The sequence below is a fragment of the Pseudomonas sp. ANT_J12 genome, assembly GCF_008370045.1.
Taxonomy (GTDB): domain Bacteria; phylum Pseudomonadota; class Gammaproteobacteria; order Pseudomonadales; family Pseudomonadaceae; genus Aquipseudomonas.
In genome coordinates this window covers 46,116-71,012 of sequence record NZ_VOBN01000013.1, presented here as the reverse complement: position 1 = coordinate 71,012, position 24,897 = coordinate 46,116, and the positions used below count along the sequence as shown (strand labels likewise).

Below are 24,897 nucleotides of genomic sequence, written 5' to 3'. Positions count from 1 at the left end.
CCGACCGATCGAGGGTAAAAATCCGCCGCCGGGCGGGCTTACAGTTCGTACTCTGTAAAAGGCAGACTCCGAACAGCGTCTTCCACGCTCTTTTTGCGGGCCTCGACCACCCGGCGCTTGATTACAAGGCGTCGGGCGCGGATTTCCAACTGAGAGGTGTGTTGGCGCACGCGCCAGAACAGATAGGTCGTGCTCATGGTCAGTTTTATCAGCCGGATGTGCGACACCACGACGTCCAGATCCCCGTTACGGTTGTAGCCCATGGGAATCAGTTGAAACCTGACCGCTCTTCCACTGACGTCGGAAAATGCCGTCAGCAATCGGGCATCTCGTTCGACCAGTGCAATAACCCGCTCAACTTCTTCTATCTGAGGGCCGGAAACCAGTTTAGAAACCGCACTTGACCACATCTGTTGTATGTTTCCGGAAAAACTGGGTTTAACCACTTCAATGTGATCGCTGTCCAGCGACCAGCCATGCTTCCACATCAAGTCGGCGTAATGGTCAAACCACCGCCCTGTTTCTCTTTCCACGTTGTAATGTTGGTCTGCTTCGCGCTGTGCCAGTAAAAAGCAGTTCCTGGCAAAGTCACGTTCCTCTTTTGTCGGCCCCTGGGCACTGCATAACACCGTGTTATCCACAACGGTGGCTGTGCCTTTTAAGTTACTTACTGAGTTCATTACTTCCTCGCCTCCTTGGCATTTATATCATCCGGTCTTTTGATGGGCGCCCTATACCCAGCGCCCCTGCACAAACCAGACTAAACAAATTGATTAATTAAAACAGTCGAGGTTTATCAACATTAAATGTCAGTGCACAGCAGGCAGGCATTCGACAAGTGATGAGCCTGCAATGACGCAAGCCGCGTTATCATGCCGCCCTTGAAGATCAACCCTGGATTAAGGAACGGCATGACACCCTGGCTGACGGTTGTGGGAATCGGTGAAGACGGCTTCAAGGGCCTGGGCAAAAACGCCCGACGCGCCCTGATGAACGCCTCGCGGATCATCGGCGGCCAGCGCCAACTGGATTTGCTGCCGGTGTGCATTCGCGGCGAGCGGCAGTTGTGGCCGAGTCCGTTTTCCCTGGCCCCGGTGCTGGAGCGCCATGGCGAAGCGGTGTGCGTGCTGGCCAGTGGCGACCCGATGTTCTTTGGCGTCGGTGCCAGCCTCGCGCGACAGGTTCCTGCCGAGCAAATGCTGATTCTGCCGGCGCCCTCCTCTTGCTCACTCGCGGCGGCGCGCCTGGGTTGGCCGTTGCAAGACGTGGTGACGCTTTCAGTGGTGGCTCGCCCGGTGGCTGCGCTGAATGCGCAGTTGTCCGGTGGCGTGCGGTTGTTGGTGTTGAGCAATGACGGGCAGAGCCCGGCGGCGGTTGCCGAGTTGCTGCGCGAACGCGGTTTCGGGGCGAGCCGGCTGACCGTGCTGGAACACTTGGGCGGCGATGCCGAACGGCGCATCGACGGGGTGGCCCGCGACTGGAGCGCAACGGGCATTGCCGATCTCAATATTGTCGCCATCGAGTGCATCGCCGACCCTGGCACCCCACGCCTGTCACGCCTCGCCGGTTTGCCGGATTGCGCCTTCCAGCACGACGGCCAACTGACCAAGCGTGACGTGCGCGCCATCACCCTCGCCCGCCTCGCGCCGACACCCGGCGAACTGCTGTGGGACGTCGGCGCCGGCAGCGGCTCGATCGGCATCGAATGGATGCGCACGCACCCGAGCTGCCGGGCGCTGGCCATCGAGGCTGATGAAGGTCGGCAGCTATTGATCGAACACAACCGCGATGCCCTGGGCGTCCCGGGCCTGCAATTGATTCGCGGCAGCGCGCCGCAAGCGCTGGCCGGGCTCGAACGCCCGGATGCGATTTTCATTGGCGGCGGCGTGACCCGCGACGGTGTGCTCGACGCCTGCTGGTCGGTGCTGAAACCCGGCGGCCGCCTGATCGCCAACGCGGTGACCCTGCAAAGTGAAATGACCCTGATGGCTTGGCGCGAACAGCATGGCGGTGAACTGACCCGCATCCACATCGCCCAGGCCCAACCCCTTGGCGAGTTCGATACCTGGCGTCAGGCGTTGCCGATTACCTTGCTCGACGTGACGAAACCGTTCGATGCGTGACGAAACCGCCGAACAACCCGCGCCCCTGCGCAGCGGCCTGACCACCGGCAGCTGCGCCACGGCCACCAGCCTCGCCGCCGCCCGGTTGTTGCTCAGTGGCGCGACGGCGGACGCGGTGGAGATCGTCCTGCCCAAGGGCAAGCAGGTGCGGATGCGTCTGGAATTCTGCCGTTTGAACGACGACGGCGCCGAGGCTGGAACCCTCAAGGACGCCGGGGATGACCCGGACGTGACCCATGGCGCGTTGCTTTATTCCCACGTGCGCCTGGGTGCCGAGCCGGGGATTCGCTTTTTTGCCGGCCGTGGCGTCGGCACCGTGACGCGTCCCGGTCTGGTGCTGAACGTCGGCGAGCCGGCGATCAACCCGGTGCCGCGCAAGATGATCACCGAGCATCTGACATTGCTGGCCGAAGAGCTGAGCTACAGCGGCGGTTTCGAGGTCACTGTCAATGTCGAGAACGGCGAAGCCCTGGCGCTGAAAACCATGAACCCGCGCCTGGGGATTCTCGGCGGCTTGTCGATCCTCGGCACCAGCGGCATCGTCCGGCCGTTTTCCTGCGCGGCGTACATCGCCTCGATCCACCAGGGCATCGACGTCGCCAAAACCAACGGCTATCTGCACATCGCCGCCTGCACCGGCAATGCCAGCGAAGACACCATGCGCCGGGTCTATGACCTGCCGGAAATCGCCCTGATCGAAATGGGCGACTTCGTGGGTGCGGTGCTCAAGCACCTGCGCAAAGTGCCGGTGGATAAACTCAGCATTTGCGGCGGCTTCGGCAAGATCAGCAAACTGGCGGCCGGGCACATGGACCTGCACAGCCGGCATTCAAGCATCGACTTGCCGCAACTGGCCGAATGGGCGGCGGCGATTGGGGCGGACGGTGCTTTGCAGCAATCGATCCGTGAGGCCAATACCAGTCAGCAGGCGTTGGCCATGGCCAGCGCTGTCGGCATCGCGTTAGGCGATGAAGTGTGTCGGCATGCGCTGGAGTTTGCCCGCAGCGTGGTGCCGGCGCAGGTGCAGGTCGAGGTGTTTGCGATTGATCGCCAGGGCGGGATTGTGGGTCATGCGGGAGCTTTTCAATGAAGCGTATGTTGTTGCTCGGTGGCGTCACCGAAGCCCTGGCCATCGCCCGGACGTTGGGGCCGGAGCATATTTACAGCCTGGCCGGCGTCGGTCGGGTGCCGACGGATTTGACCTGCCAGGTGCGCGTCGGCGGATACGGCGGTGCTGAAGGCCTGGCGCAGTTCATTCGCGATGAAGGCATTGAACTGCTGCTGGACGCCACCCACCCCTACGCCGCGCAAATCAGCCAGAACGCCGCCACCGCCGCACAAATGAGCGGCATCCCGTGCTGGGCATTGCGACGCCCGGCCTGGCAACCTCAGGCCGGAGACGACTGGCGGGAAGTCAGCGACTGGGCAGAATTGATCGAAGCCTTGAAGCCGTTCCGCCGACCACTGTTCACACTCGGCCGCGAGCCGTTGCAACACCTGCACGAAATCCCCCCGGAGCAATTCTGGACCTTGCGCGCCCTCGACGTTTACCCCGGCAACGAACGCTGCGAAGTCATCGGCGCCCGGGGGCCGTTTGTGATCGAGGAGGAGCGGGATTTGTTCGAACGTCGGCAAATCGATGTGCTGATCAGCAAAAACAGCGGAAGCACCGCCACCGAGCCGAAGCTGGAAGTGGCGCGGGAGCGCGGGGTGCCGGTGTTGGTGTTGAAGCGGCCGGTGTTGGCGCGGGTTGATCGGGAGTTTGAGTTGGTGGATGAGGTATTGGCCGCACTGGCGGAATGCAACATGACAGACGCATAAATCATTGTGGCGAGGGAGCTTGCTCCCGCTTGAGTGCGAAGCGCTCACAAAAGATGGGACTGCTACGCAGTCCAGCGGGAGCAAGCTCCCTCGCCACAGGGTAGTGTTCTAGCCTGAACTCCGGCATTTTGAATCGAAGCCGCTACACTCTTTTGAAAGTACGCTGCGACACCACACCGCACGCCGCTTTTTTACTTATCGGCCCTGATCAGGCTAAATAGCCGCGCCTGATCGCCCACTCAACCGGATCTGTCCCATGTCCCGACTACGGCTCGCATTTGCCTGGATCGCCTGCTTTGCAGTGCTGTTCAATATGCTCGCCATGCCGATGACCGGAGCGATGGCGCAGTCGGCGAAGTCACCCGCCGAGCAGTTGTTGTGGGGCAGTTTCTGCACGTCCAGCGGGACGAAGATGGTGGCGATTTCCCTGGGCACGCTGGAACAGAAAACCCCGCAAAACGACGATCATTCCACTATGCAGCATTGCTGGTGCTGCTCGGGCTCGGCGCCTCTGGTGGCGCTGCCGGGGCATATGCCGCAGTTGTATTTCGCGCGGTTCGAGGCCAATCGAAGCCTGCCCGCCGCCTCGCTCGATACGCCCACGCCGCGCCAGCAATGGCCGAGTCTCAACCCCCGCGCTTCCCCTCTGGTGTGATTCCTTCTCGCAATTGACCTGCGTTTTGAATCGTTCTGGAGAACTGCCATGTTGAACAAACTCATCGTTCTGGCCGCGTTGCTGCTGCCTGCCTGTTTCGCCAATGCCCACGAATACAAGGCCGGCGAGCTGGAAATCGCCCATCCGTGGTCGCAGGAACTACCGCCTAACGCGCCGACCGTGGCGGCGTACTTCGTGATTCACAACAACGGCAAAACCGCTGATCGACTGCTCAGTGTCGACTCTCCGATCTCCGGCGAAGCCCAGTTGCATGAACACGTCATGCAAAACGATCTGATGAAAATGCAGCAGGTGCCGAGCGTGGAAATCCCTGCGGGTGGCAACGTGACGTTTGCGCCGATGGCCCATCACGTGATGCTGCTGAACCTGAAAGACCGCAGCCTTTTGAGCGACGGCAAGCGTTTTCCATTGACGATGCATTTCGAGAAGTCCGGCAACGTGACGGTTGAAGTCTCGGTGCAGAAGAAGCCACCGGAAGACATGCAGATGCACGCTCACGCCCAGTAAACGCCTGAGCAGAAACCGCCATGCGCGCCCTTAGCGCCAGGTCATCCGCACATCGCCGTCAGTCGTCAGGCCTGACGCGAGGTAGCTGGATCAGCCTGTTCGCCATGCTGATGATCTTTATCGGTCCACTGATTTCTCAGTCGATGCCGATGGATCAGGGCGCCCCAATGTCCATGAACATGTCGATGGACATGAGCATGGACGGCCACGGTGAGCAGGCGCAAGAACACTGCCCTGCGAAAGCAGAGCATCACGCGCTCTGGGAAAAGTGTGGCTATTGCAGCCTGCTGTTCAACTGCCCGGCGCTGACCGGCGGCCAATCCTTCGTCGCGTTCAACACACCTCACGTAACGACCTTCACCACGCCTGCCACCCGCCTGGGCCACGCCCGGCAATCGTTCTTCCCTGGCGCCCGAACCCGCGCCCCGCCCATCACGTCGTAAACACCACACCGATCTCACACGGTTTATGAAGTAGCCGTAGCAACTTGTGGGAGCGGGCATTTGTGGCGAGGGGGCTTGCCCCCGTTGGGTCGCGCAGCGGCCCCAAAACCGGCAATTGCTGTGTATCAGGTACACCGCACGCAATGGTTTACGACTGCTTCGCAGCCGAACGGGGGCAAGCCCCCTCGCCACACAAGCGCCTCACCATAAAGCCCGCTCCCACAGGGAATGCGAACGCTGCCGGCCGTGTCGTTTACGACTGTTCGATGGAAATTGTCATGTCCAGGTTTTCTGCTGACACACGCTTTTTTTACACCCATGCCTCCGCCGTCCTTTGCGGCGTTTTGCTGACCCCATTGGCGCTGGCCGATGATCACGCCGGCCACGCCGAAGAACTGAGCCCGACGGTGATTGCCGCCATCGCGCCAAGCTCGCCGCTGACCATCGTCACCAACCCCAAGGACCCGCGCCAACCAGTGCCGGCCAGTGACGGTGGCGATTATCTGAAGACCATTCCCGGCTTCGCCCTCGTGCGCAATGGCGGCACCAATGGCGATCCGGTGTTGCGCGGCATGTTCGGCTCGCGGCTGAACATCCTCACCAACGGCAGCATGATGCTCGGCGCCTGCCCGGGCCGCATGGACGCGCCGACGTCGTACATTTCCCCGGAAACCTACGACAAGCTCACCGTGATCAAAGGCCCACAAACCGTACTGTGGGGCCCGGGCGCATCGGCCGGCACCGTCCTGTTCGACCGTGAACCGGAAAGCTTCGGCGAACTCGGCACCCGGGTGAACGCCAGCGTGTTGGCCGGCTCCAACGGCCGCTTCGACAAAGTGGTGGACGCCGCAGCGGGCGGGCCGTTGGGCTATGTGCGAGTGATCGGCAACACCGCCCATTCCGATGACTACAAGGACGGTAACAACGACACCGTGGCGTCGCGCTACGACAAGTGGAACGGCGACGTCGCGGTGGGTTGGACTCCGGACGCCGACACCCTGCTGGAGCTGACCGCCGGCAAGGGCGACGGCGAGGCGCGGTACGCCGGACGCGGCATGGACGGTTCGCAGTTCAAACGCGAAAGCCTGGGGCTGCGTTTCGAGAAGTCCAACATCGGCGACGTGCTGGATAAGATCGAGGCCCAGGTCTACTACAACTACGCCGACCACGTGATGGACAACTACACCCTGCGCACGCCGTCCGGCACCGGGATGATGGCGGGGCCGATGGCGTCCAACGTCGACCGGCGCACCCTCGGCGCGCGGATCAAGGCGACCTGGCGCTGGGCCGATGTGCAATTGATCAGCGGCCTCGACGCCCAGACCAACGAACACCGCCAGCGCAGCAGCATGGGCATCGACACCTACAAGGACCTGCCTTACACCAAGGACGCCGACTTCCATAACTACGGGGTGTTCAGCGAATTGACCTGGTACGCCGCCGACCGTGATCGGCTGATTACCGGTGCGCGGGTGGACCGTGCCTCGGCCAAGGATTATCGGCAGAGCACCGGTTCCGGGATGATGAGCATGCCGAACCCGACCGCCGACAAAACCCGCGCTGACACCCTGCCCAGCGGTTTCGTCCGCTATGAACACGACTTGGCGGACAGCCCGACCACGCTGTACGCCGGCCTCGGTCACAGCCAGCGCTTCCCGGATTACTGGGAGCTGTTTTCCCCGGATGCCGGTGCCGCCGGTTCGGTGAACGCCTTCGACTCGATCAAACCGGAAAAAACCACCCAGCTCGACTTCGGCCTGCAATACAAGACCGACGACCTCGAAGCCTGGGCCTCGGGCTACGTCGGCCAGGTGCGCGATTACATCCTGTTCAACTACACGCCGGGGATGATGGGCAGTACGTCACAAGCGCAGAACATCGACGCGCGAATCATGGGCGGCGAACTCGGGGCCGCTTACAAATTGACCTCGAACTGGAAAGCCGACGCGACCCTGGCCTACGCCTGGGGCAAGAACAGCAGCGACGGCAAGGCACTGCCGCAAATGCCGCCGCTGGACGCACGTTTCGGCCTGACCTACAGCGAAGACAACTGGAGCGCCGGTGCCTTGTGGCGCGTGGTGGCGGCGCAGAACCGCATCGACCAGAACAAGGGCAACGTGGTCGGCAAGGACTTCGACAAGAGCTCCGGTTTCGGCGTGTTCTCGCTCAACGGCGCGTACCGCATCAACAAAAACTGGAAGGTCAGCACCGGCGTCGACAACCTGTTCGGCAAGGCTTACGCCGAGCATTTGAACCTGGCGGGCAATGCCGGTTTCGGCTACCCGGCCAATGACCCGCAAGCCATCAACGAACCGGGGCGCACGCTCTGGACCAAGGTGGATATGAGCTTTTAAAAGCTTCGCGGGCACGCCTCGCTCCTACGGATTTGTGTCGTTTACAAACGATGCGAACACCCTGGACCTGTAGGAACGAGGCTCGCCCGCGAACGACTGCGCAGCAGTCACCGGACAACAACAAAGAACCAAGCCAAAGCGGAGCACACGTGATGAAACAGCCCAAACCCAACTTCTACAACCTGGCCTGGCGTTGGCATTTCTACGCCGGATTATTCGTCGCACCGTTCATGGTCATGCTGGCCCTGACCGGCCTCATCTACCTGTTCAAACCGCAACTCGACCCGCTGATGTACGGCAGCCTGATGAACGTCCCGGCGGGGCATCAAACGGTGTCCGCCGACGACCTGCTCAAGCGAGTGAAAACGGCTTATCCACAAGGTCAGATCAAGCAATACCTGCCGCCCATCAACGCCGAACGTAGCGCGCAGTTTGTGGTGATCAACGGCGGCCAGGAGCTGAACGTCTTCATCGATCCGTACCACGGCGACATCCTCGGCGAGCAAGACGCCAAGAAAAACCTGCAAGCCCTCGCCCGGGCGATTCACGGCGAGCTGATGATTGGCACTGTCGGTGATCGGCTGGTGGAACTCGCCGCCGGCTGGGGCGTGGTGCTGGTGGTGTCCGGGGTTTTCCTGTGGTGGCCGCGAGGTCAGTACGCCGGCGTGTTGTGGCCACGACTCAGCAGTCGCGGTCGCGTGTTGTGGCGTGATTTGCACGCCGTGACCGGGTTCTGGGGCGCCGCCTTCCTGCTGGTGATGCTGCTCAGCGGCATGACCTGGACCGGGTTCTGGGGCAAGCAATACGCCGAGGTCTGGAACACCTTCCCGGCGGCGATGTGGGACAACGTGCCGAAGTCCGACGTCGAAGCCCGCAGCCTCAACAGCGCCACGCGCCAGACCGTGCCTTGGGCGATGGAAAACACGCCGATGCCGATGTCCGGCGACCACGCCGAACACATGGCCCACGGCGCCGCACCGGCCGGTCCCGCCGCGCCGACCATCAGCCTGCAAGACGTGCAGAACATCGCCGTGCAACGCAAGGTCGAGCCGGGCTACAGCATCACCCTGCCCACCACCGCCACCGGCGTGTTCACCATCGCGGTATTCGCCGATGACCCGCGCAACGACGCCACCCTGCACGTCGATCAATACACCGGCGACGTTCTCGCCGACGTGCGCTTCGAGCAATACGGCAGCGTCGCTCGCGCCACGGAAATCGGCGTGATGTTGCATAAAGGCAAGATGTTCGGTGCGTTCAACCAGATCATCGTGCTGCTGATCTGCCTGATGATTCTGCTCAGCGCGGTCAGCGGCGTGGTGATCTGGTGGAAGCGTCGTCCGCAAGGCAAATTCGGCGTTCCACCACTGCGCCATGACCTGCCGAAATGGAAAACCGGGGTGGCGATCATGCTGGCGCTGGCGGTGCTGTTCCCGTTGGTGGGGGCTTCGCTGGTGGTCGTATGGGTCCTGGATCGGCTGCTGTTGACACGCCTGAACCGGCAAGCTGAACCGGGTTCGGCGGCCTGAATATTGATCTGATTCAGGGCCAGCACCCTCACTGGCCCTGTTCAGATTGAATGACCGGGCAGGGCTCAAGCTGCAGCTCGCCGTTGCAGTTGTGGATTTTTTTTAACTCGGTTTTTTCGACATCCCGCGCGAGGTTCGGTGTGCTGGCGCCGTACCGGTTTTTGCAAAGGAGCGTCATCCGACACTGGCCATTCTCCAGATCAACGAGCATCGGTGTGACCTGATCCGGCGCGGTGGCACTGACGTAGGACCTGCAACTCTCGCTGACGGGATTCTGCTGCCAAAGACTGAGGCAATCCTGCTCCGCCATGAGCGTCGCACAGTCACAAAAAGCCAAAATACCGATGACTTTGCTGATCCCTGATACGGACATGATCAGCACTCCCTTTCACTATCAACAAGGCTCAAAACTAACGCCGCCAGAGAATTCGATCTACTGTCAAAAGTGACAGTCGGCTAGACCGTCTGGAGATAAAAAACTCGACGCACCACGCAACCTGAATCCGCCTCACCTTCATCATGAATCACGCGAGATGCGCGCATTAGAGGGATCTGTAGACTTCGCGCGCTTATCTCCCGGTCATTTTTAGTGTTACTGTATAACGCAAATGCGCCGCCCCGCCCGCAACAGGAATGTCGCGGGTTTTCTTTGCAGAAGTGATTCACCGCCCCGATGAACAAGTACCTCTTGTCCAGTCTTTGCCTGCTCGCCCTGAACAACGACGCCCAGGCGCAACCGTTGACGCTGCCCACCGGCACCATCACCGCAGCGGCCGTCGATGACGAAACCGTCAGCCTCAACACGCCGACCACCGCCGGTTCGCGCCTGAACCTCACGGCGATGCAAACCCCGGCCAGTGTCGAAAGCCTGAGCGGCGAACAGATTCGCGCGCGGGGTGATCGCAACGTGCAGGACGCGGTGTCGCGCAGCACCGGGATCAGCCGCACCGGCACGCCGGGGGATGGCGGCACGTCGTTGCAGGCGCGGGGATTTACCGGGCAGAGCTCGGTGATGCAGCTGTATGACGGCAATCGGATGTACACCGGCATGGGCACCGCGACGTTCCCGGTGGACACCTGGTCGGCGGAGCGCGTCGATGTGCTGCGCGGCCCGGCGTCGGTGTTGTACGGCGAAGGCGCGACGGGCGCGGTGGTCAACGTGATCCCGAAAAAACCCTTCGAGGGCGAGATCGAAAACCACCTGCGCGTTGGCTACGGTTCCTACGACAGTCGGCAGCAAGCCTTCGACAGCGGCGGCTCGCTGACCGATACCCTGAGCTATCGCCTGAACCTCAATCGCCTGCGCAGCAATGGCTGGATCGATCGCGGCGACTCCGCCAGCGACTTCATCAGCGCCGCTTTGCGCTGGCAGGCGACGGATGATTTGTCGTTCACCCTCGCCCACGATTACGGCGACCAAAAGCCGATGAATTACTTTGGCACGCCACTGATCAATGGCCGCCTAAAGGACAGCCTGCGGGACAAGAACTACAACGTCAGCAACGATAAACAGCACTACAACGATCAATGGACGCGGCTGACCAGCGACTGGCAGATCACCGGCAGCGTCAGTGCGAGCAACGAGCTGTATTACCTCAAGGCCCAGCGCCGCTGGCAGAACGCCGAGAACTACAACTTCGACCGCGACAGCCAGCAACTCAGCCGTAGCGGTTATTTCGGCATCGGCCACACCCAGGAACAGGTCGGCGACCGCCAGACCTTCACCTTCAAACACACCCTGTTCGGCCTCGACAGCCAGACCGTGACCGGCATCGATTACAACCGCATCCGCTTCCAGCTCGAGAGCAATTCGCCGTTCAACGACGTGCTGCCGAATGGCCAACCGCTGGATCTGTATCACCCGCAACCCGGTCAGTTTGAAAGTACCAATCCGTACCGTGGCCAGTTCCAGTCGACGACGAAGCAGATGTCGGCCTTCGCCGAAAACCGCACGCAACTGAGCGAGCGCTGGTCCGTGGTGACTGGTGTGCGCCGCGATTACGTACATGTCGACCGCACCGATCTGGTCAAGGACAGCCAGAGCGACAAGACCCTGACCGGCAACAACTGGAAGGCCGGATTGGTATTCGCGCTGACCCCGGACACTTCGTTGTACGGCCAGTACGCCACCAGCACGGACGGCGTCGGCGGCCTGATTTCCTTGAGCCCGAGCCAGCAGCAATACGACCTGGCCACCGCCAAACAGACCGAAATCGGCCTGAAGCAATTGTTCTGGGATCAGCGCGGCGAGTTCACGTTGGCGGCCTATCACATCGTCAAAAAGAAACTGCTGACCGACGACCCGGGCAACCCGACGCTCAAGCAACAGGTCGGCCAGCAATCGTCCAATGGCCTGGAAGCCAGCCTCGACCTGCAACTGCCACACGCCTGGCAACTGCAGGCGAACGCGGCCATCGTCAAAGCCCGGTACGACGATTTCTCGGCGGTGGTGAACGGGGAAACCGTGTCGTACAACGGCAACCGCCCGACCGATGTACCGCGCCGCACCGCGAATCTGTGGCTGAGCAAGGCGATCAACGATGACCTCAAGGCCGGGGCCGGTGTGCGTTACGTCGATGCGCGTTTTGCGGACATGGCCAACCGCAATGAGCTGCCGAGCTACACCGTGGTCGATGCCACGTTGTCGTGGCAGGCGCTGCGCAACACGACGCTGGGGTTGCAGGTGAACAATCTGTTTGACCGGCAGTACGCGCAAAGCCAATACAATGAGGGGCAGCAGTGGATTCTTGGGGAACCACGGTCGTTCTTCGTCACGGCTGATTACACCTTTTAAAGTTGGAATGCTTGTGTGGCGAGGGAGCTTGCTCCCGCTGGGTTGCGAAGCGACCCCAAACCCGACAACCAGGTTGTCCCTGACACACCGCGTCGGCTGAATTTGCGACTGCTGCGCAGCCGAGCGGGAGCAAGCTCCCTCGCCACAGGGATGTGTACCGCCCCAAAATGATCATCAGGAATTCAATGACCTCGCTTAACCTCACCCACCTCGCCTGGACACCCCTGGGCCACGGCCACTGCCATCACCAGTTCCAACTGCGTGACGCCTCGTTGCACGTGGCCGCCGGTGAGTTTGTCGGGTTGATCGGCCCCAACGGCAGCGGCAAGACCAGCCTGTTGCGTTGTGCCTATCGCTTCAGCAAACCGGAAAGCGGCGAGGTCCGGCTCGACCACCACAACGTCTGGAAACAATCCTCACGCTGGTGCGCCCAACGCATCGCCGTGGTCTTGCAGGAATTCCCCGATGCCTTCGGCCTGACCGTCGAGGAAGTGGTCGCCATGGGTCGCACGCCGCACAAAGGCCTGTTCGATGGCGACACCCTCGAAGACCGCCACCTCGCTACCCAAGCCCTGGAATCCGTCGGCCTCAAGGGCTTCGAAGACCATGCCTTCGCCACGCTCTCCGGCGGCGAAAAACAGCGAGTGATCCTCGCCCGCGCCCTGGCCCAGCAACCGCAATTGCTGATCCTCGACGAGCCGACCAACCACCTCGACCCGCGCTATCAGCTGGAGCTGTTGCAACTGGTCAAACGCCTGAACATCGGCACCCTGGCGAGCATCCACGATTTGAATCTGGCCGCCGCTTTTTGCGACCGGTTGTACGTGATCAACCACGGCCGCATCGTCGCCAGCGGCACGCCAAAAGCAGTCCTGACCACGTCGCTGCTGCACGATGTATTTGGCGTCGAAGCGCTGATCGACGACCACCCCCTCCACGGCTACCCCCGAATCACCTGGATAACCCAACCATGACTGTGCGCTCCCTGCTGTGCCTCGCCCTGCTGCTGGGCAGTACTCACGCCTTTGCCGAAGCAACGAAATACCCACTGACCGTCCAAAGCTGCAACCGCGAAGTGACGTTCAAGCAAGCGCCGAAACATGCCGTCAGCCACGACATCAACATGACCCAGATGATGCTCGCCCTCGGCCTCAAGCCAAGCATGGTCGGCTACAGCGGCGTCAGTGGCTGGAAGTCGGTGACCCCGGCCATGCAGTCGTTGCTCGATGGCCTGCCGGAACTGGCGGCGAAGTACCCGTCGGTGGAAACCCTGCTCAACGCCAACGTCGATTTCTTCTTCGCCGGTTGGGACTACGGCATGCGCGTCGGCGGTGACCTGACGCCGCAAACCCTGCAACCACTGGGCATCAATGTCTACGAGTTGACCGAGTCCTGCGCCTTCGTCATGAAGCGCCCGGCCGCGACCCTGGAAGACACTTACAACGACCTGCGCAGCCTCGGCAAAATCTTCGACGTGCAGGACCGCGCCAACGCCTTGATCGCCCAGATGCAGGCGCAAGTCGCCGCGGTGCGCAAGGATCTGCCGGCGGACAAACCTCGCGTATTCCTCTACGACAGCGGCGAAGACCGGGCCATGACCTCCGGACGCCTGGGAATGCCGCAAGCGCTGATCGATGCAGCGGGCGGGCGCAATATTCTGGATGACGTCGAGGCCAGCTGGACGCGTGTGAACTGGGAGAACGTGGTCGAGCGCAACCCGCAGGTGATCGTGATCGTCGACTACGGCGAAGTCACCGCCGAACAGAAACAGCAATTCCTGCTCGACAACAAAGCCCTGCAATCGGTGGACGCGATCAAGCACCAGCGCTTTATCGTCATCCCCTACGTGCAAGCCACGCCAGGCATCGACAACGTGCTGGCGGTGGAAACCCTGGCCAAAGGGTTCCACGGCGAATGATCGACCGTCGCTACGCCTTGCTGCTGATCGCCCTGGGCACACTGTTGCTGGTGTCGTGCGTGGTGTCTCTGGGCTTCGGCCCGGCGCGGGTGCCGGTGGACGTGGTGTGGCGGATTCTGCTGCACAAGCTCTTCGGCATCGGCGTGCCGGATTGGGCGGCGGGCCAGGAACATATCGTGTGGCTGATTCGCGTGCCGCGCATGTTGCTCGGTGCGTTGGTCGGCGCCGGGTTGGCGTTGATCGGTGCGGTGTTGCAAGCGGTCACGCGTAATCCGCTGGCGGATCCGCACCTGCTCGGCGTCACCTCCGGCGCGACCCTGGGCGCGGTGATTGTGGTGCTGCATGTGGGTGAAATCGTCGGCCTGCTGACCTTGCCGATTGCCGCGTTTATCGGCGCGCTGGCGAGCATGCTGATCGTGCTGATGATCGCCAATCGCAACGGGCGGCTGGACAGTGATCGGCTGTTGCTGTGTGGCGTGGCGGTGTCGTTCGTGATGATGGCGATTGCCAATTTGCTGTTGTTTATGGGGGATCATCGGGCGAGTTCGGCGGTGATGTTCTGGATGCTCGGCGGGCTCGGATTGGCCCGTTGGGAATTGCTGGCGGTGCCGGCGGCTAGCGTGTTGCTGGGACTGGTTTTGTTGCTGGGGATGGCTCGGCCGCTTAACGCTTTGATGGCGGGCGAGCAGACGGCCGTGACACTCGGGCTGAATGCTCGCACCGTACGGTTGCGGGTGTTTTTGATCGCGTCGTTGATGACCGGCGTGTTGGTGTCGATCAGCGGCTCCATCGGCTTTGTCGGGCTGATGGTGCCGCACATCGCCCGGCGCCTGGTCGGGGCTGAACACCGGCGATTACTACCGGTGTGCGTGTTGCTCGGCAGCATCTTCCTGGTCTGGGTCGACGTCGCCGCCCGCACCCTTATCGCCCCGGAAGACCTGCCCATCGGCGTGGCGACCGCCGCGATTGGCGGCTTGTTTTTCATCGGCCTGATGCGTCGTCGCTGAGCCCCTGTCACCAAGGGCTCAGCCAACAGGTCGGTGGATTACAGTTCGTCGTGCTTCGGTTGCGGCGGCACGACCGGGTAAGGCAGCGCTGACGGACTGACCGGGCCGGGACGCGTCCAGTACCCATCCACCTCCAGCACCTGCAACCGGCTGATACCGATCAAGCGCTTGAAGAACCGGCCGACGCCCGCGCCCATGTCTTCCTTGAACAGCGCGGTTTCCTCGGCGGTGAAATTGGGGGTGAACTTGAGCAAGGCTCCCCCGCGACCGCTCAGGTAACAACAAGCCCCCACCACGGCATTTTTTTTCAGGACATCGACGCTGAAATACAGATCGCCCAGGGCCAGGTTATTCATCAATTGCTGTTCTTCCTCGGTGGTCGGGTTGATCACCCGGGCGACCTTATAAAACTGGTGGACCGCCCCCAGCCTGAACCCGGCTGGAAATTCCGGTATCGGCAAGGACGGTGCCCCCGGCACGGTGACCGGCGCAATCGGCCCGCCGGGCCCCGAATAAAACAGGCGTGATGCCGGGTCGCTGTCGGGGCTGTCCTCCAACGGCTCGATCCCTACGCACAAATCGGCGTCGGGCAGCACTAACACCCCGCCCAGGTATGGCTTGCCCGTGAACGGTCCCAAACGGTGCTGGGCATGCCGCGCCGCATCATCGGCATGGGCGAACAGCGGCCCGAGCGCCTGGCGTTTTTCCCGCGGCCAGCGCACCAGTCCGATACCGGTTTTCACGCCATGGGCGTCCACCCGCAGTGGCGACCAGTAGCGACTGCGCTCCAGCACACGCAGCCCACCGGTCTTGATCAGTTTGCGAACGAATTCGAGCAGCGGTTCGTGGCCCGACTGGAGCAATGTGTCGTAGACATGGGTCGCCGGAAAACTCGCCCATTCGGTGGCCATCCGGGTGGCGCTGTAGTGCAGCAACGCACCGTCGGCACACGAAAGATACAACCCCAGGTACGTGTCACCCTCGGCGCTGGACACCCGCACCGCATCCAGCGCCCGCGTCAGCTCCCGAACCGAGACGAAGCTGCGGTGCAGGTCGTCCTGGCGCACAGCCGACGGCACCAGCAGATAAAGCCCCTGCACCGAAAACCCTGGCGGCAGCTGCGCCTGGGGAAACACCCGCTCCACACTCAACGGGCCCTCGGTGGCGGGGATCGGCAGCGTTGCGATATACCGCTCGACGCCCTGGGACTTGAGGAAATAACCGAACCTCAGTGCCCCACGAGACTGGGCCAGGCGATGCACATGGCGGGCGGCGTCATCCAGTTGGGTGAACAGCGGACTCAACGCCGGTTCGACAACGGCAAACCGCTGCAGCGCCTGCGCCGATACCGGACCGGTCCATTGCACCACAGGCCTTGGGCGCCCCCATGCCGGGCCGCCCTGGACCACCTGCAACTGTCCGGCGCTCGCCAGTCGCTGTACCAGATCCCCCGGGGTCAGCGTCCCGGCGCGCATCTGCAACTCCAGCACGGTTTGGCGTTGCTGCAAGCGGCTGGGCGTCGCCAGTGCCGTAGCCAGTGGCCGTGTTTGCACGTTGTCGCCGAGGCGGTAGCGCAGAAGGCTGTCATCGAGGCCGATCAGGTATTCATCACCCGGCGACCAGCGCGGACCGCTAAGCGGCGGCAAGACGATGGCGGCCAGAAAGTCCGTGGAAAACAGGTTCTGATACAGCGCCCGCTGCTCGCCGGACAAGGCAAACACCGGCTCGACCCGCCGCCGCGAATGGTAGCGGGCCACCACTGTGCTGCCGGCCACGGTGTCCGGCTGAATCCAGGCGGGCGGAAAATCCTCGACATCCAGCGGCACCGGCATGGTCGCAACGAACCGACCGTCCCGGCGGCGCAGCACCAGCCCACCGTAGACCCGCTCGCGGTCCGGTCCCACGTGCTGGATGACAAAACGCACCGCGTCATCCGGCCCGAGGAACACCGGGCTGAGCGGACGTCGCTGCCTTAAGGCAAAGGGTTGCCATTGCGCGGTCACCCGGCCTTTTTCGTCCCAACATTCGCTGCTGATCCGAACCTGCAATTCACCCCCTGCCGCGATGCTGTTCATGACCGAGGCAAAGGGCGGTGTGTCACGGCTCATGCGCGCCAGCAAGTCGTCGGCGCCCAGGCCGCCCTGTGCCAGGTCGAACAAGGTCGAGGTGCTCGAATAGCGATAGCGCAGCAAGGCACCGTCCAGGGCGGCGATGTACAGGGTCAGGTCCTGGTGATGGGTCAGCCGTTGCGTACCCTCGTCGTCGTGAAGCGCAGCGAACAGGTCCGTCAGGGCCAAGAAGTGTCGGGCGAACCAGGCATCGGCGGTGGACAGGCCCGGCAGCAGCCAACTGGCGGCGTAATAGACGCAGTGGGTGCGGAATTCGTCGATCAGCACCGCAGCGCCGAAATCACTCGCCAGGTTCAAGCGGTTCAGGTCCTTGGCCGGCACCGTTTCGGTCGCCACGTATTCCTGCCGGGTCTTGTGCTTGAGGATAAAACCCAGGCCGCCACTGGCCGCCCGATAATCGGCGCGGGCGCGCTGGCGGGCGTCGAGCACGGCCTGTTCCGCCGAGGCGAATCGGGGCCCCAGCACGGGCGCCAAGGGCCCGCGATGCACGCCGCCACCCAACAGGCTGCCCCGCTCGCCCCACAGGTCACTGCCGACGACGACCCGCAGTTCCCCGGTGATCGCCAGGGCGGTGATCAGCTCCGACACGGGCAGCGGATCGCTCACGTGGGGATTGGCGATGCGCTCTCGCAACCGGGTGCGGGCGCTCTGTGCTCGCTCGTCGCCGCGATAAGCCAGCACGCTGTCCGCCGCCCCGCACAGGTACGCCACGCTGACCGCATTACGGCTGTCCAGCAGCGCGTGAATATCCGCGTCGGTGAACATCTGCGCCGCCCTGCGCTGATGCGCCTCGTCGGCGCCGCCGGGCCTGGCATCGCCCTGCCAACGCGACGCGTACAGCCCGTGCAGCGAATAACCGGCGGCCAACACGATGGGCGCACCGCTGCTGTCCCGGGGGCACAAGCGGTCGAGGACAAACCGGGGACCGAAGGCGGGCACCGGCAAGGTCGCGACAAACCCGTTGTCCGCCGAGCGCAGGATCAACCCGACATACGCCTGATCGCGCAGGCTGCCAATGGCCTGCTGGGCGAAGCGCGCCGCGTCGTCGTCGGTGATGAACACCGGGCTCAAACGGCTGGCCCCGGCGTAAGGTCGCCAATCCTGCGCGACGCGCCCGGCGACGTCCCACAGCGGGCTGCCAAGGAGCACCGACAGTTCGCCATGGCCCGCCACACGTCGCACATAGTCGCTGGGGCTGAGTGTCCCGCTGCTCAGTTGCTCGTTGAAGGTCGCACTGTTGCGCAGGGCTTGTTCCGCCACATCGAGCGCGGGACCGTATTGCAACACCGCCCCCTCGCGGGTCCAGGTGTACACCTGCAATTCGTCGCCTTCCCGGCGCCGGTGGCTGTTCTCATGGACGAACCGTATGCCGTCCGCCAACTCGCCCGGCGTGAAGAAATGCGGGTACATCCAGGGTTCCTGGACACCGGGGAGCGCGTCCCCACGGAAGATGAAATACACGCCGGCGAGTTGGTAAGCCTGGGGCTCGGCCAGTTTGAGCCGGTTGAGGTCCTCGAACCGCAGCCGCCGCGTCAGCTCGGCGCTCGGTGTGGTCGAGACGATCGGGTAAGTGGCGAGACAGTCGCGACCGTCCGCCGACCGCAGGACGAAGCCCAGGTAGCGGCTGTTCGGCTCAAGGGCCTGCGCACTGCCTGCCGCGATGATGGCCTGGCTGGTGTAATCGGCGACCGGTCCATAGAACGCTTTTTCGTTGTGCACGGAGGTGTTGAGCGCCGGCGTGCCAAGCGTCCAGTTGCCCGACACCGTGCCCGCGCGCCCACCCCAGGCGGCATTGGCCACCAGCACTTGCAGGGTGCCGATGTGCGCCAGGTGCTGGATCAGGCGCTCGACATCGCTGAAGGAGCCCAGGTGGGTAAAGCCCGGCGTAAACAGTTGCCGTTCCCGGCCAGGTTCGGTGGATTCGTACTTGATCAGCGAGCCATCCGGCCCCGACAGGTAGTGGCGCTGCCCGTAGGGGCCGGGGTCCTGGAGGTGGGACGCCAGGTGCCCCATGAAAAAGAAACCGAGGTACAGGCTGATTTGCTCCTGCGTCCAGTCCGGGTGCACGCGTCGCGGCTCGGCACGGTCGGCGGCGTGGGAAATGTAATAGCCCACCCCCACATAGCCTTCGGGCACCACGTAACGCTGGGAATCCGGCTCGTGGGCCAGCAGGTCGTCGAAGTCGAAATACAGCGTGCGCTTACCCGCCACCGGCAGCGTCGCCCGGTACTTGCCATCGCCGCTTTGCACGATGACGGCACCGTACGCCCGGTCACGCCGCTGACCGGTTTGCAGGTGCGCCCAATAGGCGGCGTCGTCCGCACTGATGAAGGTGGGGCCCAGCGCGGGGAAAACCGCACCACCGGAGGAAAGAGGAGGGAGTGGGATAGTCGAGTTGTCCATAAACGGCTCACCGGAAGAAGAGCCTTCATGATCGACATCCCCAAGCGTGGCGTGCGGTACATATGTATCGCGTGGCGAGACAGCGCCCGCGCCCCAATGTGGCGCAACCCGACGCACCCGTGCATCCTCGGCGTTCCTTCCTGGTGCGCCGGCACTCCCGGGCAACCGCTCTGGCACGACATTTACCGGCCAAACCCCGACCGGGCACAGCCCTTGCAAAACAGCCTTCAGTAGTCCGCCTCTGCCATCAAAAAAAATATCAATGTTCATGGAGATCGCACAATGAAGCGTCGCAGCTTGATCAAGGCTTTCACACTCACGGCAAGCATTGCCGCGATGGGCATGACCTGGACGGTCCAGGCCGCCGAGACCATCAAGGTTGGCATCCTGCACTCCTTGTCCGGGACCATGGCGATCTCCGAAACCTCCCTCAAAGACATGGCGTTGATGACCATCGACGAGATCAACGCCAAGGGTGGCGTGAACGGCAAGATGCTGGAACCGGTGGTGGTCGACCCGGCCTCGAACTGGCCGCTGTTCGCCGAGAAGGGCCGGCAGTTGCTGACCCAGGACAAGGTCGCCGTGGTGTTCGGTTGCTGGACCTCGGTGTCGCGTAAATCGGTGTTGCCGGTGTTCGAAGAACTCAACGGCTTGCTGTTCTACCCGGTGCAATACGAAGGCGAAGAGATGTCGCCAAACGTGTTCTACACCGGCGCCGCGCCGAACCAACAGGCAATCCCGGCGGTGGAATACCTGATGAGCGAAGAAGGTGGCAGCGCCAAGCGTTACTTCCTGCTTGGCACCGACTACGTCTACCCGCGCACCACCAACAAAATCCTGCGTTCGTTCCTGCACTCCAAAGGCGTGGCGGACAAGGACATCGAAGAGGTCTACACCCCGTTCGGCCACGCCGATTACCAGACCATCGTCGCCAACATCAAAAAATTCTCGGCGGGGGGCAAGACCGCGGTCATCTCCACGGTCAACGGCGACTCCAACGTGCCGTTCTATAAAGAACTGGCCAACCAGGGTTTGAAAGCCACCGACGTACCGGTGGTGGCGTTCTCGGTGGGCGAAGAAGAACTGCGCGGCATCGACACCAAACCGCTGGTGGGCAACCTTGCGGCGTGGAACTACTTCGAGTCCGTCGAGAACCCGCAGAACAAGAAATTCGTCGCTGACTGGAAAGCCTACGCGAAGAAACACAACCTGCCGGGCGCCGACAAAGCGGTGACCAACGACCCGATGGAAGCTACCTACGTCGGCATTCATATGTGGGCGCAAGCGGCGGAGAAAGCCAAGTCCACTGACGTCGACAAAGTCCGCGAAGCCCTGGCCGGCCAGACCTTTGCCGCGCCGTCGGGTTACACCCTGACCATGGACAAGACCAACCACCACCTGCACAAACCGGTGATGATCGGCGAGATCCAGGCCGACGGTCAGTTCAACGTTGTATGGCAAACCGAAGGGCCGATCCGTGCCGAACCGTGGAGCCCGTTTATCGCGGGTAACGACAAGAAGCCGGATTATGCGGTGAAGAGCAACTGAGGCACCTGACTGAACTCACACGAAACCTGTAGGAGCGAGGCTTGCCCGCGAAGGGGACCTCAAGGCCGCCAAAAGCTTCGCGGGCAAGCCTCGCTCCTACAGGTTACTCATCGCCTTTCAGGACGTTGCCATGTCCCTTTATCGTCTATTTCTCGCCATCGCACTCTTGCTGCCGATGGCCACCCACGCCAGCGACGCCGAAGACTTCGTCGCCGCCAATCCCATGCAGCAAGCCAAGCTTCTGGAAACCTGGGCCGCGCAGCCCGATCCGGCCCGTGTCGAGCTGATCAACGCCCTGCAACAAGGCGAACTGACCGTCGACGGCCAACCGAAAACCCTGCGCCTGAATAACCGCCTGCGGGGTCTGATCGACACCGCGTTGGCCAGCCACCAATTGCTCGCCGCCGACCCGAAAACCCGCTTGGCCGCCGCGCAACAATTGCAGAAAAGCGCCAAACCCGCGCAGCTGAAATTCCTCGACCAGCAACTGGCTGACGAAAAAGACGACACCGTTCACGCCGCGTTGAGCCTGGCGTTAGCCAACCTGCAACTGGTGGACAGCGACCCGAGCGTGCGTCTCGCCGCCGTGCGTTTGCTCGGTGAAACCGGCGACCCGTTGGCCCGTACACGCCTCGAAGGCTTGCTCGAACCCGGTGTCGAAGCCGATGCCGGCGTGCGCACTGCCGCCGAAACCAGCCTCGCTCAAGTCAAACGCAAACTGCTGATCGGCGAGATGCTCGGCCAGGCCTTCAGCGGCATGTCCCTCGGCTCGATCCTGCTGCTCGCCGCCCTCGGGTTGGCGATCACTTTCGGCCTGCTCGGCGTGATCAACATGGCCCACGGCGAGATGCTGATGCTCGGCGCCTACTCGACCTACGTCGTGCAACTGATGTTCCAGCGCTTCGCCCCGCAGGCCATCGAGTTCTACCCGCTGATCGCCTTGCCCGTGGCGTTTTTCGTCACCGCCGCCATCGGCATGGCGCTGGAGCGCACGGTGATCCGCCACCTCTACGGCCGCCCGCTGGAAACCCTGCTCGCCACTTGGGGCATCAGCCTGATGCTGATTCAGTTGGTGCGTTTGCTGTTCGGCGCGCAGAACGTCGAAGTCGCCAACCCGGCCTGGCTCTCGGGCGGGATTCAGGTGTTGCCGAACCTGGTGCTGCCATACAACCGCATCGTGATCATCGCTTTCGCGCTGTTTGTGGTGGTGTTGACCTGGCTGCTGCTGAACAAGACGCGCCTGGGCCTGAACGTGCGCGCCGTCACCCAGAACCGCAACATGGCCGCCTGCTGCGGCGTGCCCACCGGGCGGGTGGACATGCTCGCCTTCGGCCTCGGCTCGGGCATCGCCGGCCTCGGTGGCGTCGCGTTGAGCCAGATCGGCAACGTCGGCCCGGACCTCGGCCAGAGCTACATCATCGACTCGTTCCTGGTGGTGGTGCTCGGCGGTGTCGGGCAGTTGGCCGGTAGCGTGCTCGCCGCGTTCGGCCTCGGTATCGCGAACAAGATTCTCGAACCGCAGATCGGTGCGGTGCTCGGCAAAATCCTGATCCTCGCGCTGATCATTCTGTTTATCCAGAAACGTCCGCAAGGCCTCTTCGCATTGAAAGGACGGGTGATCGACTGATGAACCAGCCCCTGCTCGTTACCGCAACACAAAAGGCCGGCCCGAGGGTCACGATTGCCGTCGGCGCAGTGATCCTTGTTTTGTTGCTGGCGCTGCCGTTGATGTCGCTGCTCTCGCCGGTCAGCGTGTTCCACGTCTCGGCCTACACCTTGACGTTGGTGGGCAAGATTCTTTGCTACGCCATCGTCGCCCTCGCCCTCGATCTGGTCTGGGGCTACGCCGGCCTGCTGTCCCTCGGCCACGGCTTGTTCTTCGCCCTCGGCGGTTATGCGATGGGCATGTACCTGATGCGCCAGGCTTCGGGGGATGCGTTGCCGGCGTTCATGACCTTCCTGTCGTGGACCGAATTGCCGTGGTACTGGACCGGCACCAGCAGCTTTCTCTGGGCCATGTGTCTGGTGGTGCTAGCGCCGGGATTGCTGGCCCTGGTGTTCGGCTTCTTCGCCTTCCGCTCGCGGATCAAGGGCGTGTATTTCTCGATCATGACCCAGGCCCTGACCTTCGCCGGAATGCTGCTGTTTTTTCGCAACGAAACCGGGTTTGGCGGCAACAACGGCTTCACCAATTTCCGCACGATTCTCGGGTTTGGCATCACCGAACCGGGGACGCGCGCGGTGCTGTTTTTTGCCACGGTGGTGTTGCTGGTGGCGAGCCTGTTTATCGGTTGGCGCCTGGCGCAGAGCAAGTTTGGCCGGGTGTTGACCGCGCTGCGGGACGCGGAAAACCGTTTGATGTTTTGCGGCTACGATCCCCGTGGTTTCAAGTTGTTTGTCTGGGTGTTGAGCGCGGTGCTCTGTGGGCTGGCGGGTGCGTTGTACGTACCGCAAGTGGGGATCATCAACCCGAGCGAGATGTCGCCGACCAACTCGATTGAAGCCGCCGTCTGGGTGGCCTTGGGCGGTCGCGGCACGCTGATCGGGCCGTTGCTCGGCGCCGGTGTGGTCAACGGGATGAAGAGCTGGTTCACCGTGGCGTTCCCGGAATACTGGCTGTTTTTCCTCGGGGCTCTGTTCATCGTCGTGACCTTGTATTTGCCCAAGGGCGTGATCGGTCTGCTGAAGAAAAGGGGCGAACAATGAGGCTTGTAAAATGAGAGTCACTGCGACGGCGGAATTTATGCTCGAACCCGCGTTTTTCCCGGTGGAACCGAACAAGGACGCGGGCACCAGCCGCGACAACATCGGCTTCGGCCAACGTGTCGGCCCCGGCCTTGATACGCGCCACGGCACGATCCTGACCCTGGAAGACATCAGCGTCAGTTTCGATGGCTTCAAGGCGTTGAACGCGCTGAACCTGTACATCGGCGTCGGCGAATTGCGCTGCATCATCGGCCCCAACGGCGCGGGCAAGACCACGTTGATGGACGTGATCACCGGCAAGACCCGCCCGAGTCACGGCAAGGCCTGGTTCGGCGAAACACTGGATTTGACGCAGATGAGCGAAGTGCAAATTGCCCAGGCCGGCATCGGGCGCAAGTTCCAGAAACCGACGGTGTTCGAAGCCTTGAGCGTGTTCGAAAACCTGGAGCTGGCGCAGAAAACCGACAAGTCGGTGTGGGCCAGCCTGCGGGCACGATTGAGCGGCGAGCAACGTGACCGTATCGCTGAAGTGCTGGACACCATTCGCCTGACCACCTCGGTCAATCGCCCTGCCGGGCTGTTGTCCCACGGGCAGAAGCAGTTCCTGGAAATCGGCATGTTGCTCATGCAAGACCCGCAATTGCTGCTGCTCGACGAACCGGTGGCGGGCATGACCGACGCCGAAACCGAGTTCACCGCCGAACTGTTCAAAAGCCTGGCGGGCAAGCATTCGCTGATGGTGGTGGAGCATGACATGGGGTTTGTGGGCTCGATTGCTGACCACGTCACCGTGTTGCACCAGGGCAGCGTGCTGGCGGAAGGGTCGCTGGAGCAGGTGCAGGCCGATGAACGAGTTGTTGAAGTTTATTTGGGGAGGTGAATCGGCCAGCTTCAAGCCGCAAGCTTCGAGCGGCAAGTTGAAGCAAAGCCGTACACCGT

At 62.5% G+C, this 24,897-nt stretch carries 19 protein-coding genes; 16 read left to right on the top strand and 3 right to left on the bottom strand.

Annotated elements, in window-relative coordinates; all coding sequences use genetic code 11:
* Window positions 1-38 precede the first annotated feature (38 nt).
* A complete protein-coding gene (locus tag FQ192_RS23305) occupies window positions 39-680 on the bottom strand; it encodes a hypothetical protein (RefSeq protein WP_149660657.1) in 642 nt (213 codons plus the stop codon).
* Between the two features lie 231 nt (window positions 681-911).
* On the opposite strand from FQ192_RS23305, the gene cbiE reads away from it, so the two are divergent.
* The 8 genes from cbiE to FQ192_RS23265 all read left to right on the top strand — a co-directional run bounded on the left by cbiE (window position 912) and on the right by FQ192_RS23265 (window position 9,453).
* A complete protein-coding gene (cbiE, locus tag FQ192_RS23300) occupies window positions 912-2,123 on the top strand; it encodes a precorrin-6y C5,15-methyltransferase (decarboxylating) subunit CbiE (protein WP_149660656.1) in 1,212 nt (403 codons plus the stop codon).
* Entirely contained in the window at window positions 2,116-3,213 is a 1,098-nt protein-coding gene (locus tag FQ192_RS23295; RefSeq protein ID WP_149660654.1) for a cobalt-precorrin-5B (C(1))-methyltransferase, read from the top strand. Before cbiE ends, FQ192_RS23295 begins: the two co-directional genes overlap by 8 nt.
* Window positions 3,210-3,944, top strand: coding sequence for a cobalt-precorrin-6A reductase (locus FQ192_RS23290; protein WP_149660653.1), 735 nt, complete (start codon window positions 3,210-3,212; stop codon window positions 3,942-3,944). Before FQ192_RS23295 ends, FQ192_RS23290 begins: the two co-directional genes overlap by 4 nt.
* Before the next feature lie 256 nt (window positions 3,945-4,200).
* Complete coding sequence (locus FQ192_RS23285; protein WP_149660651.1) at window positions 4,201-4,599, top strand: DUF2946 domain-containing protein; 399 nt, start codon at window positions 4,201-4,203, stop codon at window positions 4,597-4,599.
* A 48-nt stretch (window positions 4,600-4,647) separates the two neighbouring features.
* Window positions 4,648-5,127: a copper chaperone PCu(A)C gene (locus tag FQ192_RS23280; RefSeq protein WP_149660649.1), complete on the top strand. Its 480-nt coding sequence runs from the start codon at window positions 4,648-4,650 to the stop codon at window positions 5,125-5,127.
* A 20-nt stretch (window positions 5,128-5,147) separates the two neighbouring features.
* Window positions 5,148-5,570: a DUF2946 domain-containing protein gene (locus FQ192_RS23275; RefSeq protein WP_149660647.1), complete on the top strand. Its 423-nt coding sequence runs from the start codon at window positions 5,148-5,150 to the stop codon at window positions 5,568-5,570.
* Window positions 5,571-5,848: 278 nt separating this feature from the next.
* Window positions 5,849-7,924 carry a TonB-dependent copper receptor gene (locus FQ192_RS23270; protein ID WP_372242358.1) on the top strand — a complete coding sequence of 692 codons (2,076 nt, stop codon included), beginning with the start codon at window positions 5,849-5,851 and terminating at the stop codon, window positions 7,922-7,924.
* A gap of 152 nt (window positions 7,925-8,076) precedes the next feature.
* Window positions 8,077-9,453, top strand: coding sequence for a PepSY domain-containing protein (locus tag FQ192_RS23265; protein WP_149660644.1), 1,377 nt, complete (start codon window positions 8,077-8,079; stop codon window positions 9,451-9,453).
* A gap of 28 nt (window positions 9,454-9,481) precedes the next feature.
* On the opposite strand, the gene FQ192_RS23260 is transcribed toward FQ192_RS23265, so the two are convergent.
* Window positions 9,482-9,826: a hypothetical protein gene (locus FQ192_RS23260; protein WP_149660643.1), complete on the bottom strand. Its 345-nt coding sequence runs from the start codon at window positions 9,824-9,826 to the stop codon at window positions 9,482-9,484.
* A 300-nt stretch (window positions 9,827-10,126) separates the two neighbouring features.
* On the opposite strand from FQ192_RS23260, the gene FQ192_RS23255 reads away from it, so the two are divergent.
* The 4 genes from FQ192_RS23255 (at window position 10,127) to FQ192_RS23235 (ending at window position 15,172) form a co-directional block, all read left to right on the top strand.
* The gene (locus FQ192_RS23255; protein WP_149660641.1) at window positions 10,127-12,247 is read left to right on the top strand and encodes a TonB-dependent siderophore receptor; all 2,121 of its coding nucleotides are present in this window, start codon (window positions 10,127-10,129) and stop codon (window positions 12,245-12,247) included.
* A gap of 185 nt (window positions 12,248-12,432) precedes the next feature.
* The gene (locus FQ192_RS23245; RefSeq protein WP_149660737.1) at window positions 12,433-13,221 is read left to right on the top strand and encodes an ABC transporter ATP-binding protein; all 789 of its coding nucleotides are present in this window, start codon (window positions 12,433-12,435) and stop codon (window positions 13,219-13,221) included.
* Complete coding sequence (locus FQ192_RS23240) at window positions 13,218-14,165, top strand: ABC transporter substrate-binding protein (RefSeq protein ID WP_149660640.1); 948 nt, start codon at window positions 13,218-13,220, stop codon at window positions 14,163-14,165. Before FQ192_RS23245 ends, FQ192_RS23240 begins: the two co-directional genes overlap by 4 nt.
* The gene (locus FQ192_RS23235) at window positions 14,162-15,172 is read left to right on the top strand and encodes an iron ABC transporter permease (protein WP_149660638.1); all 1,011 of its coding nucleotides are present in this window, start codon (window positions 14,162-14,164) and stop codon (window positions 15,170-15,172) included. Before FQ192_RS23240 ends, FQ192_RS23235 begins: the two co-directional genes overlap by 4 nt.
* Window positions 15,173-15,210: 38 nt before the next feature.
* Here the strand turns inward: FQ192_RS23235 and FQ192_RS23230 are convergent, their stop codons facing one another.
* Window positions 15,211-19,704, bottom strand: coding sequence for a hypothetical protein (locus tag FQ192_RS23230; RefSeq protein ID WP_149660637.1), 4,494 nt, complete (start codon window positions 19,702-19,704; stop codon window positions 15,211-15,213).
* 282 nt (window positions 19,705-19,986) lie between these two features.
* Here FQ192_RS23230 and urtA point away from each other — a divergent pair, with 282 nt between their 5' ends.
* From urtA to urtD, 4 genes are all read left to right on the top strand, one after another.
* Complete coding sequence (gene urtA / locus FQ192_RS23225; protein WP_123402373.1) at window positions 19,987-21,252, top strand: urea ABC transporter substrate-binding protein; 1,266 nt, start codon at window positions 19,987-19,989, stop codon at window positions 21,250-21,252.
* Between the two features lie 130 nt (window positions 21,253-21,382).
* Window positions 21,383-22,879 carry an urea ABC transporter permease subunit UrtB gene (gene urtB / locus FQ192_RS23220; RefSeq protein WP_149660636.1) on the top strand — a complete coding sequence of 499 codons (1,497 nt, stop codon included), beginning with the start codon at window positions 21,383-21,385 and terminating at the stop codon, window positions 22,877-22,879.
* A complete protein-coding gene (urtC, locus tag FQ192_RS23215) occupies window positions 22,879-23,958 on the top strand; it encodes an urea ABC transporter permease subunit UrtC (RefSeq protein ID WP_149660635.1) in 1,080 nt (359 codons plus the stop codon). The genes urtB and urtC overlap by 1 nt, the downstream gene beginning before the upstream one ends.
* Before the next feature lie 10 nt (window positions 23,959-23,968).
* A complete protein-coding gene (urtD, locus tag FQ192_RS23210; RefSeq protein WP_149660633.1) occupies window positions 23,969-24,838 on the top strand; it encodes an urea ABC transporter ATP-binding protein UrtD in 870 nt (289 codons plus the stop codon).
* Window positions 24,839-24,897 lie beyond the last annotated feature (59 nt).

Coding starts and splice junctions, on each gene's coding strand:
- FQ192_RS23240 (WP_149660640.1), top strand. CDS start 13,218: ATGACTGTGCGCTCCCTGCTGTGCCTCGCCCTGCTGCTGGGCAGTACT.
- cbiE (WP_149660656.1), top strand. CDS start 912: ATGACACCCTGGCTGACGGTTGTGGGAATCGGTGAAGACGGCTTCAAG.
- FQ192_RS23245 (WP_149660737.1), top strand. CDS start 12,433: ATGACCTCGCTTAACCTCACCCACCTCGCCTGGACACCCCTGGGCCAC.
- FQ192_RS23295 (WP_149660654.1), top strand. CDS start 2,116: ATGCGTGACGAAACCGCCGAACAACCCGCGCCCCTGCGCAGCGGCCTG.
- FQ192_RS23290 (WP_149660653.1), top strand. CDS start 3,210: ATGAAGCGTATGTTGTTGCTCGGTGGCGTCACCGAAGCCCTGGCCATC.
- FQ192_RS23285 (WP_149660651.1), top strand. CDS start 4,201: ATGTCCCGACTACGGCTCGCATTTGCCTGGATCGCCTGCTTTGCAGTG.
- FQ192_RS23305 (WP_149660657.1), bottom strand. CDS start 680: ATGAACTCAGTAAGTAACTTAAAAGGCACAGCCACCGTTGTGGATAAC.
- FQ192_RS23275 (WP_149660647.1), top strand. CDS start 5,148: ATGCGCGCCCTTAGCGCCAGGTCATCCGCACATCGCCGTCAGTCGTCA.
- urtB (WP_149660636.1), top strand. CDS start 21,383: ATGTCCCTTTATCGTCTATTTCTCGCCATCGCACTCTTGCTGCCGATG.
- urtA (WP_123402373.1), top strand. CDS start 19,987: ATGAAGCGTCGCAGCTTGATCAAGGCTTTCACACTCACGGCAAGCATT.
- FQ192_RS23235 (WP_149660638.1), top strand. CDS start 14,162: ATGATCGACCGTCGCTACGCCTTGCTGCTGATCGCCCTGGGCACACTG.
- FQ192_RS23270 (WP_372242358.1), top strand. CDS start 5,849: ATGTCCAGGTTTTCTGCTGACACACGCTTTTTTTACACCCATGCCTCC.
- FQ192_RS23230 (WP_149660637.1), bottom strand. CDS start 19,704: ATGGACAACTCGACTATCCCACTCCCTCCTCTTTCCTCCGGTGGTGCG.
- urtC (WP_149660635.1), top strand. CDS start 22,879: ATGAACCAGCCCCTGCTCGTTACCGCAACACAAAAGGCCGGCCCGAGG.
- FQ192_RS23255 (WP_149660641.1), top strand. CDS start 10,127: ATGAACAAGTACCTCTTGTCCAGTCTTTGCCTGCTCGCCCTGAACAAC.
- urtD (WP_149660633.1), top strand. CDS start 23,969: ATGAGAGTCACTGCGACGGCGGAATTTATGCTCGAACCCGCGTTTTTC.
- FQ192_RS23260 (WP_149660643.1), bottom strand. CDS start 9,826: ATGTCCGTATCAGGGATCAGCAAAGTCATCGGTATTTTGGCTTTTTGT.
- FQ192_RS23265 (WP_149660644.1), top strand. CDS start 8,077: ATGAAACAGCCCAAACCCAACTTCTACAACCTGGCCTGGCGTTGGCAT.
- FQ192_RS23280 (WP_149660649.1), top strand. CDS start 4,648: ATGTTGAACAAACTCATCGTTCTGGCCGCGTTGCTGCTGCCTGCCTGT.